This is a genomic window from Arachnia propionica (assembly GCF_037055325.1).
In the GTDB taxonomy this organism is placed as follows: Bacteria; Actinomycetota; Actinomycetes; order Propionibacteriales; family Propionibacteriaceae; genus Arachnia.
Window position 1 is genome coordinate 1949875 of record NZ_CP146373.1, and the last position, 18143, is coordinate 1968017.

At 62.2% G+C, this 18143-nt stretch carries 22 protein-coding genes; 10 read left to right on the forward strand and 12 right to left on the reverse strand.

Features of this window, described 5'->3' with window-relative positions; genetic code table 11:
* Position 1: 1 nt before the first annotated feature.
* The gene (locus V7R84_RS08985; protein ID WP_338568133.1) at positions 2-628 is read left to right on the forward strand and encodes a cysteine hydrolase family protein; all 627 of its coding nucleotides are present in this window, start codon (positions 2-4) and stop codon (positions 626-628) included.
* Positions 629-660: 32 nt separating this feature from the next.
* Here V7R84_RS08985 and V7R84_RS08990 read toward each other — a convergent pair whose 3' ends face one another.
* The 4 genes from V7R84_RS08990 to V7R84_RS09005 form a co-directional block, all read right to left on the reverse strand.
* On the reverse strand, positions 661-1413 hold the full coding sequence (locus tag V7R84_RS08990) for a hypothetical protein (RefSeq protein ID WP_338568134.1): 753 nt from the start codon (positions 1411-1413) through the stop codon (positions 661-663).
* A gap of 1 nt (position 1414) precedes the next feature.
* Positions 1415-1759 carry a PadR family transcriptional regulator gene (locus V7R84_RS08995; protein WP_338568135.1) on the reverse strand — a complete coding sequence of 115 codons (345 nt, stop codon included), beginning with the start codon at positions 1757-1759 and terminating at the stop codon, positions 1415-1417.
* Positions 1760-1946: 187 nt separating this feature from the next.
* Entirely contained in the window at positions 1947-3680 is a 1734-nt protein-coding gene (locus V7R84_RS09000; RefSeq protein ID WP_338568137.1) for a glycoside hydrolase family 3 N-terminal domain-containing protein, read from the reverse strand.
* A 172-nt stretch (positions 3681-3852) separates the two neighbouring features.
* The gene (locus V7R84_RS09005; protein WP_338568139.1) at positions 3853-4713 is read right to left on the reverse strand and encodes a DUF817 domain-containing protein; all 861 of its coding nucleotides are present in this window, start codon (positions 4711-4713) and stop codon (positions 3853-3855) included.
* A 358-nt stretch (positions 4714-5071) separates the two neighbouring features.
* Here V7R84_RS09005 and V7R84_RS09010 point away from each other — a divergent pair, with 358 nt between their 5' ends.
* Both V7R84_RS09010 and V7R84_RS09015 read left to right on the forward strand, forming a co-directional pair.
* The gene (locus tag V7R84_RS09010) at positions 5072-5755 is read left to right on the forward strand and encodes a hypothetical protein (protein WP_338568141.1); all 684 of its coding nucleotides are present in this window, start codon (positions 5072-5074) and stop codon (positions 5753-5755) included.
* The gene (locus V7R84_RS09015) at positions 5748-6872 is read left to right on the forward strand and encodes an XRE family transcriptional regulator (protein WP_338568143.1); all 1125 of its coding nucleotides are present in this window, start codon (positions 5748-5750) and stop codon (positions 6870-6872) included. Before V7R84_RS09010 ends, V7R84_RS09015 begins: the two co-directional genes overlap by 8 nt.
* A gap of 159 nt (positions 6873-7031) precedes the next feature.
* On the opposite strand, the gene V7R84_RS09020 is transcribed toward V7R84_RS09015, so the two are convergent.
* The 3 genes from V7R84_RS09020 to V7R84_RS09030 form a co-directional block, all read right to left on the reverse strand.
* A complete protein-coding gene (locus V7R84_RS09020) occupies positions 7032-7142 on the reverse strand; it encodes a toxin-antitoxin system toxin subunit (RefSeq protein WP_338573870.1) in 111 nt (36 codons plus the stop codon).
* Positions 7143-7277: 135 nt separating this feature from the next.
* Positions 7278-7553, reverse strand: coding sequence for a ribbon-helix-helix protein, CopG family (locus V7R84_RS09025; protein WP_412728117.1), 276 nt, complete (start codon positions 7551-7553; stop codon positions 7278-7280).
* A 122-nt stretch (positions 7554-7675) separates the two neighbouring features.
* On the reverse strand, positions 7676-8425 hold the full coding sequence (locus V7R84_RS09030) for a helical backbone metal receptor (protein WP_338568147.1): 750 nt from the start codon (positions 8423-8425) through the stop codon (positions 7676-7678).
* 495 nt (positions 8426-8920) lie between these two features.
* Between V7R84_RS09030 and V7R84_RS09035 the strand changes: the two genes are divergently transcribed.
* The 6 genes from V7R84_RS09035 (at position 8921) to V7R84_RS09060 (ending at position 14055) form a co-directional block, all read left to right on the forward strand.
* Positions 8921-9295 (forward strand): hypothetical protein, encoded by a 375-nt coding sequence (locus tag V7R84_RS09035; RefSeq protein ID WP_338568149.1) that lies wholly within the window; start codon positions 8921-8923, stop codon positions 9293-9295.
* Between the two features lie 78 nt (positions 9296-9373).
* The gene (locus V7R84_RS09040) at positions 9374-10093 is read left to right on the forward strand and encodes a TOMM precursor leader peptide-binding protein (RefSeq protein ID WP_338568151.1); all 720 of its coding nucleotides are present in this window, start codon (positions 9374-9376) and stop codon (positions 10091-10093) included.
* A complete protein-coding gene (locus V7R84_RS09045; protein WP_338568153.1) occupies positions 10090-10740 on the forward strand; it encodes a hypothetical protein in 651 nt (216 codons plus the stop codon). The genes V7R84_RS09040 and V7R84_RS09045 overlap by 4 nt, the downstream gene beginning before the upstream one ends.
* Positions 10737-11975, forward strand: a complete 1239-nt coding sequence (locus V7R84_RS09050; RefSeq protein ID WP_338568155.1) for a YcaO-like family protein — start codon at positions 10737-10739, stop codon at positions 11973-11975. Before V7R84_RS09045 ends, V7R84_RS09050 begins: the two co-directional genes overlap by 4 nt.
* A 4-nt stretch (positions 11976-11979) precedes the next feature.
* Positions 11980-12702: a SagB/ThcOx family dehydrogenase gene (locus V7R84_RS09055; RefSeq protein ID WP_338568156.1), complete on the forward strand. Its 723-nt coding sequence runs from the start codon at positions 11980-11982 to the stop codon at positions 12700-12702.
* Positions 12703-13272: 570 nt separating this feature from the next.
* Complete coding sequence (locus V7R84_RS09060) at positions 13273-14055, forward strand: DUF6199 family natural product biosynthesis protein (RefSeq protein ID WP_338568157.1); 783 nt, start codon at positions 13273-13275, stop codon at positions 14053-14055.
* Positions 14056-14192: 137 nt separating this feature from the next.
* On the opposite strand, the gene V7R84_RS09065 is transcribed toward V7R84_RS09060, so the two are convergent.
* From V7R84_RS09065 to V7R84_RS09085, 5 genes are all read right to left on the reverse strand, one after another.
* Positions 14193-14627, reverse strand: a complete 435-nt coding sequence (locus V7R84_RS09065; RefSeq protein ID WP_338568158.1) for a hypothetical protein — start codon at positions 14625-14627, stop codon at positions 14193-14195.
* 81 nt (positions 14628-14708) lie between these two features.
* Complete coding sequence (locus V7R84_RS09070; protein ID WP_212323880.1) at positions 14709-15071, reverse strand: TfoX/Sxy family protein; 363 nt, start codon at positions 15069-15071, stop codon at positions 14709-14711.
* An 83-nt stretch (positions 15072-15154) separates the two neighbouring features.
* The gene (locus tag V7R84_RS09075) at positions 15155-15979 is read right to left on the reverse strand and encodes an alpha/beta hydrolase (protein ID WP_338568161.1); all 825 of its coding nucleotides are present in this window, start codon (positions 15977-15979) and stop codon (positions 15155-15157) included.
* Positions 15936-16142 (reverse strand): hypothetical protein, encoded by a 207-nt coding sequence (locus V7R84_RS09080; protein WP_338568162.1) that lies wholly within the window; start codon positions 16140-16142, stop codon positions 15936-15938. The genes V7R84_RS09075 and V7R84_RS09080 overlap by 44 nt, the downstream gene beginning before the upstream one ends.
* Before the next feature lie 165 nt (positions 16143-16307).
* Positions 16308-17300: an alpha/beta hydrolase gene (locus V7R84_RS09085; RefSeq protein ID WP_315567205.1), complete on the reverse strand. Its 993-nt coding sequence runs from the start codon at positions 17298-17300 to the stop codon at positions 16308-16310.
* Positions 17301-17700: 400 nt separating this feature from the next.
* Here V7R84_RS09085 and V7R84_RS09090 point away from each other — a divergent pair, with 400 nt between their 5' ends.
* Positions 17701-17925 carry a hypothetical protein gene (locus V7R84_RS09090; protein WP_315566949.1) on the forward strand — a complete coding sequence of 75 codons (225 nt, stop codon included), beginning with the start codon at positions 17701-17703 and terminating at the stop codon, positions 17923-17925.
* Positions 17926-18143 lie beyond the last annotated feature (218 nt).

Here is an 18143-nt window from a genome sequence, read left to right on the forward strand (position 1 = left end):
CATGCCGAATCGCGCCCTGATCGTCATCGACGTTCAGCAGGAGTACTTCGACGGCCCGCTCGCCATCCAGTACCCACCCGTGGAGCAGTCGCTCGCGTACATCACCAGAGTTCTCGACGCCACCCAGAGCAGGTTGCCCGTCGTCATGGTGCGGCACGAATCCCCTGATGGCGCTCCCGTGTTCGCCGCCGGGTCACGGGGGTGGGAGCTGCACCCCGGCATCGAGGAGCGCCGGGATCCGTCGTGGCTTTCGATCACCAAACGACTCGCCAGCGCCTTCCCGGGGACAGGGCTGGCCGACCGGCTCCGGGAGCAGGGAGTAGACACCGTCACAGTGGTGGGATACATGACCAACAATTGCGTTCTCGCCACGGCAGCCGAAGCGCAGCAGCAAGGTTTCACCGTCGAGGTGCTCTCCGACGCCACTGGTTCGATCCACCTCGCGAACGAGGCCGGAAATACCTCGGCGAAGCAGGTGCAGGAAACCCTGATGACGCTGCTCCAGTCGAACTTCGCGACGGTCGCGACCACTCACGACTGGCTTCGGGCGGTCGAACAAGACGAGGACCTGCCCAGCAGCAATCTCGTGGTCTCGGCCTTGCAGGGCGCGGTGGAGGTCAGGGAGTAACCCTGGCCCCGTCGATGCCCGGATACAGGACATCACACCGGAGCCTGTGGCGTCCTATGTCTCCGACCCGTCAGCATCATCACGAAAATTGCCAGCCCCGTCATGTAGGGAAATGACGCCACGGGTGCCATCCAGATGGCAGGAACAACAACGATCCCGACGCCGATCCCGATGAGGAGACGAACAGGTCGGGATCGCCCCTGGAGATACGACAGTCCATCGGTGACGATGCTCACCGCAATCAACGTCACCGGTGTCGCGCACAGCAACAACGGCACGAAGAGCTGGCCGGCCAGGGGAACGGGCCGGTGGGCATCGGCTGCATCGAAACCGATGTTCCAGGACACCCACGCCAGGCTCACGGCCGCGGACGCCAACGCCCCGACACAGGCTGCCAGCAGGGCATGGGGCTCCGGCAGGAAACCACGTTCCCGTACCGCCGCTACGAGCGCGATGACGAGCAGGACAGGGGCAGCTGCCATAAGCAACCACACGACCAGATCCGGAATCCAGGCAATCGGTTCCCACAGGGCGACGAACAACCAGAGCACTCTGCAGGCAATCATAACGATCGCGACGATCGCGAGCCGCCAGGCCAGAGCGGCATCCAGGCGCATCCCGACCCCATGGGCGAAGGCCGACCAGCGCTCTCCCCACGACGGACCGGTGCGACCGCATCGCTCGGCCTCGTCGAGCATCACCCCCAGCAGTGCATCGCCGTTGCGTTCCCGCCACGGTTTCGGATACCACCGCAACAGCTTCCGGTACCTTGGTTCGTCGGTCATGTCACGCCCCGGTCAGCCGCGGCGCCGTCTGTCCCCACGCAGGCCCCAGATTGGCGCGCGCCGTCCGTGCGGACCGCTCCAGCACGGTGGTTTCCGCACCCAGGAGACGCTTCCCGTCCTCGGTGATGCGGTAGTAACGCCGCACGCGACCGTCGACGATCTCCTCCCCGTCCTGCTGGATCGCTCCGTCGCGTTCGAGCCGCTCCAGGGCGGCGTAGAGAGTGGTCGGTTTGAGGGTGACGAGGCCCTCGGAGGACAGGGCAGCCTCCCGCATGATCTGGTACCCGTGGCGACGCCCGCCCGCGAGCACCGCCAGAATCCAGAACGCCGGTCGTGACATGGACATGCGAACAGCATATTCCATGAACAGGCATATGCCGAGACCTGGGTGTTCGGCGATCGCGGTTGCGCAGCACTCGAATCGCTTCCAGGGACCGCACGGGCCACTTTCCGCGTTGAGTGCCGCACAACCGTGATGCTCGGGGCCGAGTCGCTGCCGCGTCTGCGCCAGCGGGATCAGCGACCCCTCATGGTCACCAGGTGAGGCCGGTGCCGACCGGGATGGACCCCTCCGAGGTCGGGATCGCGACCGGCAGTTTGCCCTCCGGCTTCCGCCCGCCGGTGATGATCGTGGCCAGCGGGGTCGCCATCAGCGACTGGTCGGAGTAGGTGCACAGCGCCGCGGCGGAACCGTAGCGACCCACGTCGTATGGGTTTCCGACCGCCACCGCGATCACCTTGCGACCCGCGCCGTGGATGGCATTCACGAGGTCGGCCTGCTCCGTGTTCTCGGCGACGTTGTAGGTCAGCGCGACGACGGCGTCCACCGACCCGGCTGCCTGCTGCACCTGGGCGGCCTGGTCCGCGGTGGGATGGTCGTCGAAGGTCACGACCGACACGTTCACCCCGGTCTTTCCGAGGGCCTCGCCGAACTCCTTGACGAAACCGGCACGGGAGCCGACAACAAGCACCTTCGATCCGTTCGCGGACAGCGGCAGCACGTTGTCATTGCGCACCAGGGTGATGGCCCGGGTCGCCACCCTGTCGACCGCCTGGCGGGTGCCCTCACCACCGATGTTGCGGAGATCTTCCTCCTCGCGCGGACCCTGGGAGTACTTCATGCGCAGCACCCGCTTGGCCTTGCGGTCGATGTCCTGCTCCGTGAGCCTGCCGGAACCCACCGCCGCGACGACGGCAGCGTGCGCGCCGCGCGGATCGGCTGACATCAGGAGCTGGTCGGCACCCGCCTCGAGGGCCATGACGGCAAGTTCGGCGTCGCCGTAGCGCTGCCGCAGAGCGGGTTCGGTGAGCGCGTCGGTGATGACGATGCCGCCGTAGCGGAACTCCTTGCGCAGGATCCCGGTGATGATGGGGGCGCTGAGGGAGGCCGGAAGACCCGACGGGTCGAGGGCGGGAGCGACGATGTGTCCGACGAGCACCGTGTTCACGTAGCTGGTGCTGGTGAGCTGCTTGAACGGCACGGCATCGATCCGGTCCCAGTCCTCGCGCGAGTGGTTGAGCACCGGCAAACCGTCGGGTCCTTGGGTGACGTCGCCGCCCCCGGGGAATCTCTGGATGCCCGACAGGATGGGACCACCCAGCTGCGCGCCGTCGACGAAGTTGCGCACCCGCCGGGTAACGATGTCGGGATCGGAGCCGTGGGAGCGCACTCCCCGAACCGGATTCCCAGGATTGGACTCCACGTCGGCAACGATTCCCAGGTAGGAGTTGATTCCCAGGACTCCGGCTTCCTTGGGTTGGTAATCATTGATGCCCCACCCGATGGCGACGCTGCCCTGGACGGCCCCGAAGGCCATCTCGTTGGGGAACTCCGTGATCGGGATGCCCTGGGCGCGCAGCTCGTTGCCGGAGCGCGTGGTCACCACCTGCAGCGCGGGTCGACCGCCCTGCATGGCCGCGTTCTGCAACGCATTCGTGAAATCCTGGACCTTCTTCGCCGACCCCCCGAAGTCGCCCGTCTCAGAGGTAATGACGACGCCTCCAAGACGCAGCTGCTGCACCACGTCGACGGGTCGGGCCACCCCGTAGAGGGCCTCGTTGCGCGAGTCCGCCTCGGTGGCGCTCGTGCCATGGATGTGCTGGACGAATAGCTGGCTCACCTTGTCCTCGAGTGACATCGTCGCCAGCAGCTTCGTTGCGAATTCCGCATCAGGACTTTCCTCGGCCCTGGTGGGCAGACTGACTGCGGCTGCGGCGAGTGCTCCGGCCCCTGCGCCGAGCAGCACACGACGGGAAACGGTGGACATATCCACTCCTTTTGGTTGCGAACCCCGATCTCCAGGGCCCTGGATGTTGCGCCTCCCCCGAGGCCTGGCCTCCAGTCGTCACGCTGCCACAGATCGAAGATAATTGAAAGAGCAACCATCGGGGTGTCTCAGGAAACGGACAAATCGATGCCTCTGGATCTCCCGGTCCGCCTCACCGGATGGTTTCGTCCGGACGCAACCGGTCGCGGGTGACTCGCGGCGCGCCGGCGCCGTAGAGCACCCCCTCTTTGGCCTTGACCGCCGCGACGAGCACGAAACTGAGGGTGATCAGCAGCGCCCAGCTCCCGAACTTGCCGACGTGCACGAGATGCCATCCGCCGAGCTGGTCGGGATAGCTCCAGGCGCCCAGGAGGGTGGCGGCGTTCTCGGCCAGCCACAGGAAACCGCCGATCAGGATGAAAGCCTGCGCGGTCGGCATCCAGTAGCGGTCGCCGCCGACAGTGAAGTGGACGGTGGAGCCCCACAACGCCACGAGGAAGGCGCCGGCGATCAACCAGCGCAGGTCGGCGATGACGTGGTGGGTGAAGAAGTTGAGGTAGGCGGCCACCGCCAGCAGGCTCACCGGCACCCAGCGGAACCCACCGACGTGCAGGTCGAAACGACGGAATGCCTGGCAGATGTAGGACCCCACCGAGGCGTACATGAACCCGGAGAACACCGGCACCCCCGCGATTCGCACCGCCCCGGCGTCGGGATAGCTCCACGACCCGACGTGCACCTTGAACACCTCGAGGGCCAGGCCGATCAGGTGGAAGGCGCAGATGACGCACAGCTCACGCCAGGTCTCCAGCCTCAGGACCACGAACGCCACCTGCACGACGACCACGTAGATCAGCAGCGCGTCGTACCGGGCGACGGGCATCGCGACGCGACCCCAGATCACGGAGGTGACGGCCAAACCGAGGAAGATCGCGATCGGAAACGCACAGCAGGCCAGTTCGATGAGCGCGAACTGGATCATCCGGACGGGCAACAACCGCAACCGGGTCAGGGGGCGACGTTCAGCAGGCACTCCAGGATTGTGCCCGAAAAATCATCTTTCTCCCCACCGCCCTCAGGTCCGCTCGCCGGCGGTGACGCCGTCCGGAACGGCGGTAGCCCGTCGCCATGAACAGCAACAAAGAAGCCGCGGCTATAGACTCACCACCCAAACCCCTACACCCCAACACCACAGCACCGGAAGCTTGGGAGTATACGAGACCGCCGCAACGACCCGGATCCCGGTGACCGTCATATTCGTTAACCCGCCCCTCCCGGCACCATCTCTCCGACACACACGCTCCTGAAGTTCTAATGCGCGAATTATGTGTCATACTGAAGTGGCTTGTGGTCGATCCACAGCATCGGACGCAACCCAAGGAGGTTCATGAATGCTCCCGAACTCGCCCGTCGACGCGCTCGGCGGTCAGGCGCACCGCGTGCGCAGCACTATCATTGATGTCGCCCGTTCCCGGCACGACAAGGCCGCAGAAGCACATCAAGTCGCTGATTCGCGTTTTTGGACTGGTTTCGCCAGCCAGTGGCGTGATCTATTGATCGATTTTCTTGATGCCATGATTAAACAGGGATACCAGTCATACAAATTGCTTCCCGCGGGCTATAAAATACCAACTATTAATAATTGCTTGGTTTTTGTATGGCGCACCCCGAACCGCGCAAACGCCATACGGGACTTCGCTTCAAGTTCGACACGGCAGAACTGCTTCGTTTCCCCACCTCCACAAGCGATGCTGTGGGAGGACCAGTCGCCACAGGAGCTTGCCGAGGACCTCTCGGAAATTACTGAAGTCTTAACCGTCACGAAGGCGGCCCGCGATGTGATGCCCTTAGTTCTCGTTATGATCAGGTCGACACCTTGGCAACTGCAGTCTATCGAATGGGCTATCGCCACCCTTGACGACTCAAACAAGGTCGAACTACAAGGACAGGAAACACTCTGGGAACCGGAGCCCGTTGCCGACGAGGTGTCGCGGGATATCGAATCGTTCGACAGTGGTTCACCAGCATCCCCAGCAATCGAGCCTCGCGAGCAGGAGAAGTCTTTGAATGCCTAACGACAACCCAGGACTTTTCGACCTGCCGAAGGTCGAGCGCACCCTGGGTCGGTTCGAGCCGGCGCGTCTTACCCAGGTACGTTTGTGGCGCGGGCTAAGCAAAACGGACCTAGCCACTAAGGTCGGGGTCTCGCCCGCTGCAATAGGGCAGTACGAGGCGGGAGTCAATTCACCTCGGCCCGACGTGGTGGACCGCTTGATGCACGCACTCGCGGTGGACGCGGAGTTCTTTAATGCCGGACGTCCGCTAGCTCGCGTCGACACCGTACATGCCCATTTCCGGAGCCTGCGTTCGGCCCGCGTCAGCGACCGCCAAAAGGCCTTGGCGACAGCGACTCTTATTTGGGAGCTAACGTTTGCCATCGAACGCTACGTCAAACTGCCAGACGTCGACATCCCCGCCCTCCCAGCTGGCACGACACCGCCGACAGCCGCAGCCGCGCTACGCGAATACTGGGCTCTACCGGATGGCCCCGTCAAACACTTGGTCGCAACAGCGGAGGCTCACGGAATCATCGTTGCAGTACGCCCCCTCCATGAAATCGATGCTGTTGACGCCTTCTCCGTGGTCATAGTTGAGCGGCCAATTATTATCACGACACCTCGCCGCAGCGAGAATGTATTCCGGCACCGATTTTCGATCGCACACGAGATCGGACATTTACTTTTACATCGCGAAACGGAAGAGTACAGCGCCGCGATGGAGAGAGAAGCGGACGAATTCGCTGCCGCGTTTCTGACACCGGCAGCCGCTATGGACGCGGTCCTGCCACAACGACTCAACCTTGCGGCGCTAGACCGACTCGGGAGGACATGGGGGGTGTCGCCGCATTCACTCGTGCGTCGAATGGTCGAACGTGGTCGCACAACGGACTCATCAGCGCGACGCGCCTATCAGCGCCTAGCAATCATCAACGATGCCACGACTGACCCTTCCCACGCATACCCGGGAGAGATGCCAACCCTTCTGAGGAAAGCAGCTGAATTGGCAAGTACCCACGGCGCCGGTATGCCGACTCTAGCTGGAGCGCTGAAACTAAGTGTTCCGCAAGTGCGCGACCTACTTGGTGATGCAGACCAACGCCCAATCCTTCGCCTCATCGGTCGTGAAGAATGACCGACGTGGCGTCGGTACGACAGCAAGTGCGCAACGCCGCTGGCATGATCTACCACAACAGCCAGCACTACCAAACTCGCATCCTGTTACACAGCACCCAGCGGCTACAGCAACACACATTGCCCAGCCAAGGCGCTACCAACCGACTGCGAATAGCCGTCAAAGTTCGTCGAGGTATTGGGAGCGTGCTTTCCTGGCGTGGATGATCAGCTCGTAACCGTCGTCGTAGACCAACATGACGAGTTCAAGAAGACGCCCAGCCGGATCCATATCAATCAACAGCCAGCGCCGAAGGTCATCTTTATCATCAAGTGGACGGGAGTGCAGGACATGGGTGGCTGCATGGCGCACTGCATCGTCGTTGAGGCGGTCGCGACGTAGTACTTCCGCGCAGCCTGACGCAGGTCACGCAACGTCCACCCAGGCCTTCACAGCAGCCCTGATCGCTTCCGACCGGTTCTGGATGCCCTCCGCCTCAGCCCGGGCCGTCAAGGCTGCAAGGATGGCTGCATCGAGCCGCACGGGGACGACCACCCCGGGGCCATCACCCACAGGCGGACGACCTCGGCGTGCCTTGGGAAGACTCGCGAGGTCGTACCCGGCCTCTGCCTCATCGGCCCAGGCCTGAATCTGTTCGTCCGTGACGGGTTCACCCCGCAGCAGGTGTTCATTCACATCAATAATGTATACGAAATTCTTGGCGCGTTGTCGAACAAGCAGCCACCCCGAGCGACACGAGTGCTCTACGCGATCACGTTGACTCCGTGACGCTCACCGGACCGCCCCCAGAGGAGCAGGCCGACTCAGCAGGCTTCATGAATGGCGGCCTCCAGGTCGGCGCGCGCCTCGACCATGGCGGGGCCGTACCAGAACAGCGACCTGCCCCGGACGTTCAGCGACCCCACCTCGCCCAGCGCCTCTGGTCCGTCGGTGGCGGTGAAAGGGTAGGGCTCGTCGGGAAGCAGGACGACATCGGGGCTTCTACTGAGGGCGTCGTTGATTTTAAGTTGCGGATACCGCATGTCATCGACAATGTTGACCAGCCCCAGATGGCGCAGCAGGTCGTCGGGATAGGTGCCTGCACCCACCCAGATCCAGGGGTCCCGCCACACCGGGAGCGCCACCCGTCCCGACAGTCGCGGCGGCCTGTCCCACACCTCGCGGGCCTCCTCCAGCCAGTCGACCTCCCGCAGTCCGAATCCCTCCCGGAAGAGCCGGGTCAGGCTGTCCAGAGCGTCGTCGATGCCGTCGATGCGGGTCACCCACACCGGAATTCCTGCGGACCGCAACCGTTCGACGTCAACTCGGCGGTTCTCCTCCTTGTTGGCCACCACCAGGTTGGGGCGCAGTGCGGCAATGGCGGCGCGGTCGGGGTTCTTGGTGCCCCGCACCCGCGCGACGTCTAGATCGGCGGGGTGAGTGCACCAGTTCGTGGCACCGACGAGTACTCCGGGCGCGGTGACGGCGATCGCCTCCGTCAGCGACGGCACCAGCGAAATCACCCGCTCAGGCGGGCAATCCAGCGCGACATCCGCCCCGAGGTCATCCAACACGCCCCCATTGTCCACCTGCTTCCGTATGCGGGAGAGCCGATCGATCCGTCCATGGGCATGGACGGATATCCAAACCCCGTTCGCAGACCATCTCATCCCGTCAACACGACCCATCGAAACTCGACGCCACGCCAGGACGACAAGGGATCACGCCAGGACGACAAGGGATTATGAATTTCCTCCCACCAGATGCTTGCATCGAGTGAATACGTCACCTAGAGTGCCGTCAAGCTTGAAGAAGATTCTCCGCGGGAAGCAGCTCGAACACAAACAGACCCGAAGGAAAGAATTTTTCCATGAAATGCATCATTGGCTGGTCTGTCGGCTCAGGTGTCCTCGGGGTCGGTGATGGAACAGTCGCCAATTGGCTGAAAAGAGGAAAGTACGTGCAGGTCGCCTCGTGGCTGCTCCGAAAAGTTCCGCGCCTAGCATTCCGCGGGGTCGCAGGTATAGTCGGCGGATTGGTCGCAGGCGTGGCGGCCTGCAGCATCACCAATGGCTAGGCATCCGATGCGGCTCGGCGTCCTCGTGAAAGTGACAGTCGCGAAGGCGATTGTCATCGCGCTTGCAGTGCTGTTGGCATTAGCCCTCGAATGGATTCCCCTGTGGAGAGGAATTCTAATTTTCGCTGCACTTCTACTGGTCACGACCGGCGTGAATCTCTACCAGCTCAACACCGACTCCGACAAATCCGCCTCGGCGGCATACGCCCTGACGGTGTACGCACTGATCGGCGTGGCCGTGCTGACACCCATGATCGGGCATCCGCTGTTCTGGAGCGCGACCGGCGTGGTCGTCGCCGCCGCCGTTTCCCAAATCGTCTTTCGGCGATGGATCCCTGACTCGGAGTCAGGGCCCCGGGACGAGTGACCGCGGAAATTTCGATCACCACATGCGGGTTCGGTTCTCGACCCCGGCCCGCTTCAGCGAACGACTATTCTTCAGGACATGTACCGGCTGTCCCCATCGTGGCGGATCGTGGAGCACGACGACGGCTTCGAGATCTACGGCGGCGACGACGCCCGCTTCCAGCTCGATCCAAGCCCTCTCGTTTCCCGGTTGGCGGCCGGGGATGCGGTGACCCGCGACGGCCTCGACCCGACCGGGGCGATCGAGTTCGAGCAGCTGCTGTCGGCGGGGATGATCCGCCCCGAGATCCCGGAGGAGCGACGCCGGTCGGTGGCGATCGTCGGCGATCCTCTTCCCGTCGACGTGGTACTGCCCGGCGATTCCCAATCCGCCGGGACCGCCGACCTGCTGGTACTGGTGCGTCACACCGCCACCGCGCCGGACATCACCCAGCAGGCCGCCGAGCTGGAACGGCCACACCTGTTTGTCGACATGTCCTTTCATCACACCGTGTCCATCGGCCCGTTGGTGATTCCGCACGAAACCCCGTGCGTCGCCTGCCTGCAGGGCCGACTGCGGGAGCGCTGGGGCGAACGACAACCCGTCGCCGATCCCGAGGTGGTCACGCGATATCCCGATCTCGTCGCGGCGCTGCTCGCCTCGGAAGTGCGACGTTGCCTTGAGGGTGACACCTCACTGGTGGGCTGGACCGTCGCCTGGGACCTCGCCGACCGTTCCGTCCTGCGCGAAAAACTGCTCACAGTTCCCCTCTGCACCTACTGCCGCGGACTCGATCTGCCCGGTAGCATCACACCATGAAGGCACTGCGAACCCAGTTCGACGGGGCCGGCGCACCAAGGACGGTGGCCACCCCCACCTGCTGCTACAGCTGTTGTTGCTGCGCAGCGACATGCGCCGCTGCGGGCGTCATCGGTGCAGGTGTGGTCATGGGCACACGAAAGACGGGCCGGGTCAATCACCTGGATGTGATGTTCTATGCCCTCGTGACCTTGCTGCTTCCCATGTCCGGTTTACTGATGGCTCTATTCATGGGTACAGCCGGGTTACCGTCAGGATTGCCAATCCTGTTTCTGCTCCTGGTTTTACCCGCATTGATGGTGCTCATCGGCTCTTGGTTCATACTTCATTTACTGCAGTCTCGTCATGCATTTGCGATATCGATCGCCGGAACCGCTGTTCTCCTGTTCCTGTTCTTTTTCGAACTCAGCATGGTGGCCAACCTCGGCCTGATTGACTTCACTCTCCGCCCCGGCAAGAGCGGCCTCGACGACATCACCTTCTACTGTGTGAAAGCTGCGGTGGTCGGGGCACTGGCGCCCGTCCCGCTGCTGATCCGCTGGCGTCGCGGAGGGCGGAGTTTCGTGGAGAAAGTCGCGGCGGGTCTCGTCGCCCCCTCCCCTTCACCGAGGGAGACCAGCGAAGGTTCCCAGCCTCCATCCCCATGACCCTCGGCGCCCATCTGATGCAGCAGGCCGTCGGGCAACGCCACGGCATGGTGTTGCCACCGCAACGCGCTCCTTTGTCGATGGCCGACGCCGACATCGTCCACTATGGGGTGCCGCGGAGGATCGACTCGCCCTGGGAGAGCGCCTCCGGAGGGGTCGCGAGGCGGGAACGCGACGCGCGTCTGGCGGCGATCGGAGAGACCGTCGAACGCGCCGCCTCGGGGCTGGTTCGACTGCCGATGCGACCTCGTCGCGACATCCCGCCCGACGAGCGAATCGATGCCGAAGACTTCGCGCTGTTCACCCTTGATCAGCGCGCCCGGCCCGGTTTCCCGCACGGCAGCATCTACGATCCCAACTGCCCGTACGTTGAGGCCTTCTCCCTTGTCGACAATTCCGCGGTGTGGGTGCCGCAGCCTTTCGTGTCGCTGCAGGACCCGCACCGCACCGGGGTGCCGAACTCCTCCGGGTTGGCGGCAGGACCCGACCCGCACGCGGCCCTGCTGCGCGGGGTGCAGGAGCTGATCGAGCGTGACGCCTTGATGACGACGTGGCTGCACGGTCTGGCCGGGCGTGCCGTCACCCCTCCCAGCCCCTTGGTCTCGGAGGTCGCGAGGCTGAGCGGCGAATTCACCGTCCTCGATCTCACCCCCGCCTACAGTCCGTTTCCCGTCGCGGCGGTGATGGGTGGGATACCGAAACGGGGCGTGTGGCGGTATTCACTCGGGGTGGCCTGCAAACACGACTGGGACTCCGCCGTGGGCAAGGCCTATCTGGAATGGAATCAGGGGGTGTTGTTCGCGGGTGTTTACGGAGAGCTAGCCGACGTTTCCCGGATTCAGAAGGACACCGAATTACATTCCTTCGATGAGCACGCAATGTATTACACACTGTACCCGGAATTGTGGCCAAAGTTGCCGATCCTGCAGGAAAAGAACGCCCCATACGCACCGTCACGACGGACGGCCCCCGAGGACCCACGACGTGCATTGGATGCGGTCCGGAAGGCACTGCTGGAAGCCGGTATCCGCGTGTACTACCGGGAGGTGAGCACCATCGACGCCATCCAGGCGGGACTGCGGGTAGTGAAGGCGCTGTCACCGGACATGGCGCTCATCCATTCCCACGACGCCTGGCCATTCCTGCACAAGGTGGACGACATGGTGGAATCGCGCTACCCGGGCCGAGGAGCGGAATCCCAGTTCCCCAATCTGAAGCCGCATCCGCTGGGGTGACGCGATGAAAACACCATTCTTCGACGATTTCTGGCAGGCCTCCGAATTGAACCCCCACAATGTGGGGGAATTCACGCGCATGATGGATTCCCACGATCCGGAGGGCAGGCAGCTGCGCCTGGACTATCCGCTCGCGCCCGCCCCGCTGCCCCGCACCCATGGGCGACCCCTGGACAGGCTCGCGGCGAGACGCAGGAGCGGGCGGGATTTCTCGTCGCGACCCCTCGGAACCAAGGACCTGGCACGGCTGCTCGGGTCATGCCGGGCGTGGGGCGGTCCGGAGCATCGCGCCTTTCCGTCGGCGGGTGCGTCGTATGCGACGGAGGTGTTCGTGGTTGGCTGGCGGGTGGAGAACCACACGGGCCGGATGCTCTACTACGACCCCGTCGATCACGGCCTGGTCACCCTCCCCGACCCGTCCCCACCGTGGCCCGAGGCGCAGTCGCGGATCAACGCCCCTGTCACCGGAGAACCGGCGTGCCTGGTGGTCGCGACGCTGTTTCCCAACCGCTTGACCGCGAAATACGGGGAGCGGGGAGGTCGTTTCGCCCTCCTCGAGGCGGGTGCCGTGATGCAGCAACTCTCCTTGACGGCGACGGACCTCGGCCTGGCGGGAGTGGTCGTGGGAGGCCTGCTCGACGACTACTGGCTGGCCCAGCTGGGCCTCACCCAAACCGGCGCCGTCGTCGCGTTCGGCTACCTGGTGGGTCACGGAGGTCGCGGCTAGGAGAAGACCCGGAAGCCTCGGCCAAGGCCGCCGCCATCAGCGGCATCCAGGGTCGAAAACCCCGCACACCGACCCCCTACAAGGGCCCCACCGGGGAAACCCTCCACGCCCGGTCGATCCACTTCACCCGTAATCCACCCCGACGCGAGTGACATCGCACATAAGCGTGCCTTGACTAGGGGCTTTACGGACCCGCGCCTATAGCAGAGAGCTGTTCGGAGCTCGTTGAAGAGATGCATTACGAAAACCCCACTGGTAGGCCCAGGCCCTCCAGGTCGGTGGTGTGCTCCCATATCGTCGTCAGGCTCCGGCACCCGGCGAGCACTCCCGTCGTCACGGCCGAGGACAGGATCATGCACAGATCGTGGCGCACACCCCTCCGGTCCCGGGATCGGCCACGCTCCTGAGAACCCGGCCAAAACACCCAAGCCACCGGCTTTGCCGACCCCTGCCCTCGACAGGGCATGAACCACGAGACTGTTAAGCTCAAGTAATCTTATCGTGTTTTACCACTGCTACAGCGGGGCGCTTGGATAGAAATACAACAAGGGTTGCCGGGAGGTTCTGGTCGTGCCATGGGTGATTTTGATCATCGTGATAGCTTACTGCTTTATCTGGGTCCTTGCACCGCGCAAGATGTGGCGGATTACACACGGATGGCAATACAAGAATCCTGAGGCAAACGAACCCAGCGATGCCGCCTATGCGATGCTACGTATACGCGCGATTGTGCCCATCGTGATAATTCCAGTTGCGATATTTGGTATCATTTCGGCCCAAAACAAGGCTGCCGAGGACCGAGAGAAGCGGGAACGTGCACAGAAGAGCGCGGAGGATGTGCAGCAGGACATGATGCGAACTTCAGAGTTTGCCCGCCAGGCTCGCAAGGCCTTCGGGGTCCCCGACAGCGAGGTCGTCATCAGGTATCCCGCTGCAAGATCTCTGAAAAAGGAAAACCCCGATAAAATCAAGAACGGATTGGCGCCGGTCGGATGGCTTCCTTACGATAACGAGCGCTCTGAGCCAAGGTTCCTCAAATATCTCTACGGCACCGGCCTCAAGGCACCCTGGGGGCTGCGATACCAGCTTGGGGAAAGCACTGACCTCGTGGCTCAGCTCCCATTTAGTTGGAGCTCTGACTGCGGACCCACGGTCTATGCGGTGACTGAGACGGAGACTGAAATTCGAGTGTCGGTAAGCTCCTCCTCCGAGGAAAAATTGGAAACCCCGACTCCGAGATCTTGTCAAATGGATTCGAATATCGCCCTACTGGACGTGAATCTACAAAACCCCGTGGGGAACCGGCGGGTTCTAGGACCGGACGGCATTGAGATTCCGCGAATCAAAATATAGAACGCAGTCGATAATGAGCCCGGTGACGGCTTGTGTTGCGGTTTCGAAAGTGTTGCAGGGGCGACGGTAGCCGGTGTGGAAAACACGCCAGATCGTGAGGTTCGCAATGAAGCGAACCTCACGATCTGGCGTGTCGATCAGCAATTGTGGCCCGGGAGGTTCAGCCAGGTGATGCCCCGCTTCTTCTTGCCTGTGTCGCCCACCCGTTTGACGGTTTTCAGCTGCGGGTAGCGGGCCCGGATGGCAGCCTCTTGCGAAGGTGGAATTGCAGTATCGCCGTCGCTAGGATAACAATCAGGGTGAGCAGCCAGGAGCTGACCGGTGGCGACCCTCTCGTTCACCCCGACGAAGAAGAACTCGTCGCTATCCCCGAACATCAGGCCGACACCGCCAATCAACAGCGCCAGCACAGCCAGCACGAGGAGCATGATCACGGCGTTCGTGACCATGATGATGAAAAAGTTCACCAAGACGGAAAGCAGACTGAATTTTCTATTCGTCCGTTTGCCATAAACACTTCTCCCAATGAAATACAAGAGAGCCAGGACGACGATAGCCTCCACGAATGCCATGGCCGGATTTTAACATGCGTAACTTCCAGATCCCCGTTTCAGATGACGGTCTTTCCCCGGACCCGAGAAGGCATATCCCACTTATTTTTCAGCGTCGTCCTTCGCACGTCGCCGTTTCCGGGGCTTCTTCGGGGGCGGGACGGGAAGGGCGTCAGCGGTGGCCCGAACCAGGTCACAGAGAATCTCGGAGCTGTCGATGTCGATCAGCAGGTAGTCCTTCGATCCCGGGTAGGCGGGCGCGTATTCGGGGTCCAGGTCGTTGTCCGCCAGCACCGCCAGACCCTCGGGGGTGGGTTTGAGGAAGAGCTGGTCGTCGCAGATGAAACCCACCACCTTCACGCCGACGTAGAGGGCGAACTCCCCGAACATGCGGCGCGTCGAAACCTCCCTGACGTCCCGGAGTTGTTCGACGATGTAGGTGGCAAAGCCGGCGGTGGAACCCATGACGGCCAGTCTGCCACGACCACGAGGGCCCAGCGGGCGAACCCGCCAGGCCCTCGCCAAGACCGGGGTACCCGCAGCCCAGGCTATCGGTGGCATTCGGTCATGAGGGCGCGGGTGCCTTCGCTAATGCGCTTGTACTCGGTGTGATGGACGTAGTGGCTGGCATCGACGATCACCGACCGCCGACAAGGACCACTGCCCACATACTCCGCAATCTCCGCATCCGTATATGCGGCATCGCGTGTCTGCGCAGAGGTGTAGACCAACACCGGCAGCTTCTCATCAAACCGAAGATTCCGAGTCTGCGCGAAAGCCTCCGCATCGACAGCCATCTGTCGCCTGACATTCGCGCTCAAAGCACTCCAGTTGATGACCATTCGCTGTAGTTCGAGGTTCTCCTTGCTGTAGCCGTCGGCGCTGCTGCCTCCAATCAGAGAGGGATCCGTACCCCGGAAGGCCTGGAAAATCCGTGTCCATCCAGCCTGAACTGCCAAATTTAAATACCAGGGAGAACCAGATTCTGTGCGATTCTCGAAGAACTTCGCATTAGAGAGGGAGGGGTCTAGGCCGACATAGCCCGCGACCTCGTCGGGATACTGATCAGCAAAGGCCTGAGAGTTCAATCCGCTGATGGAGTGCCCCATCAGAACATAGGGGCCTTTCACCCCTGCGGCATGCAACGCGGTGTGAACATCCCGCGCGATATCCGATGGCAACATGGGAGAGTCCGTGACATCGCTCCAGCCGTAGCCGAAGGGCTCCACCACCGTCACCGTCGCCCACTTCGAGAGCTCCTTCACCAAGGGCTCAAAATCCAAATCCGGAGCCGGGACACCAAGACCCGGAAGCAGAACAATACTCGTATCACCCCCCCACCGTGTGGACGTGCATCTTGTGGCCCTCGACATCCACCAACTGCCCCGGAGCCGGATGGCTCGCGCGTTCGTACGCGGTCATCGCCATGTCGGTGACCTTGATGCCGGCCAGCAGTACCACCAGCACCAACACCACGACCCCAAGCCGCCGCAGCCAGCGCCTACGACGAGGCTTCTTTTCACCTTCAACTTCCATGGTGAACAGTCAATCCCACAGGTCGCGCTGCGTCATCAGGGTCAACCCCTGAACCAACCAGGGTCAATACCTCAACCCCTCGGTAATAGCCATCACCTCACGCCCCTCGCAGCGCGGGACAAACCCGTCAAGCCCCACCCAAGGACGGAAGCAGCCAGCACCCAGCTAGCGATGGCATTCGGTCATGAGGGCGCGGGTGCCCTCACTAATACGCTTGTACTCAGTGTGATGGACGAAGTGGCTAGCATCGACGATCACCGACCGCCGACAAGGACCACTGCCCACATAATCCGCAATCTCCGCATCCGTATATGCCGCCTCGCGCGTCTGCGCAGAGGTGTAGACCAATACCGGCAGCCGCTCATCAAACCGAAAATCCCTCACCTGGGCACGCGAATCACTAGCAACTTCCGCCTGCCTCATCACATTCGCGCTCAGCATCATCCAGTTGGTCAGCATCCGCTGCTGTTCAAGATTCTCCTTACTGTAACCATCCGCAGAGCTGGCACCGAACATAAATGAGGGATCAGCACCACTGAACGCCGTAATAATACGCATCCACCCAGCCTGCACCATAGGCCTAAAAACCCATAAATAAAACCGGGGAAACGCGGGACCAGTCTGGCTGTCGAAAAATCTCGCGTGAGGAATAGTCGGATCCAAACCGACATAACCCGCAACCTCATCAGGATACTGATCAGCAAAAGCCTGCGAAGTCAACCCACTAATGGAATGACCCATCAGCACATACGGGCCTTTCACCCCAGCAGCATGCAATGCAGTGTGAACATCCCGCGCAATATCCGACGGCAACATAGGAGAGTCCGTCACGTCGCTCCACCCGTAGCCGAAGGGCTCCACCACCGTCACCGTCGCCCACGCCGACAGCTCCCTCACCAAAAGCTCAAAATCCAAATCCGGCGCCGAGACACCAAGACCCGGAAGCAGAACAATACTCGTATCACCCTGACCAGTGGTATGAACGTGCATCTTGTGGCCGTCGACATCCACCAACCGCCCCGGAGCCGGATGATCCGCCCGCTCCCGCGCCGTGAGCACCACATCCGCAACCTTCACCCCACCCAGCACCACAGCCGCCATACCAAGCCGCCGCAGCCAGCGCCTGGAACGAGGTTTCTTCCCACCTTCACTATCCATGGGGAACACCCAACCCCAAACACCAGACACCGTCAAGTAGGGGTGTCCCCGACCTGACCCCGAGAGGACCGTCCGCCCCGCCGTCCTGATTCAGGCCCGCCGCCTCGATACAGGAAAGGCGGACGTAGCATCCGTGCCTTCTCAAACGGCGACCCAGCGAGGTGGCCCAAATAACAGAAAAGCTCTCGCAGTATGCAGACACATATCAAGCAATGACCGAGCAAAAACCAGCGTCACCATCCTGATTATCATCCTGGTCCTGAGCCTCGTGCTCCTCGACGTCCTCACGACGAGAAAAACGGCAGTATACGACCGGCACCATGAAATCCCCCTCGATTCTCTGACCTATCAGCTACAGACTCAGCCGGGTCAGCTCTATGGGCAGCCGCCATTCCAGGGAATGCCTCCCGGCTCCCCCTACTACACCCCCACTCCAAACGAACGCCCCAGCAAAGCAACCGCGGCAGCCACCCTGGGAATCGTCAATGGGTCCCTGGGGATACTCCGCGCCATAGCCACGTTCCTCCTGCTGGCTGTAGTATTCAATAACTCCCAGAACCGCAAATCAGCAGGCAGCTCCTACAAGTCCTACGAGAACACTGCCGTCATGCTCAGTATCCACTGAGGCAATCTGCACTCTCGGCATTGTCCTGACTCTGCTGATCGTCACTGAAGTACTGCAAGTCGTGACTAATAGAGTTTATTCACAGCCACAGGAAAACCCGCGCCGACAAGGGCATTTACTGAATCGAAAGCTCCTCATAGATAACCCCCAATGAAGCTTATTCATGGGAGCCTCGGGAACAGTACGATTTTTGCCAGACCCCAACTGTGGGTAGCCAT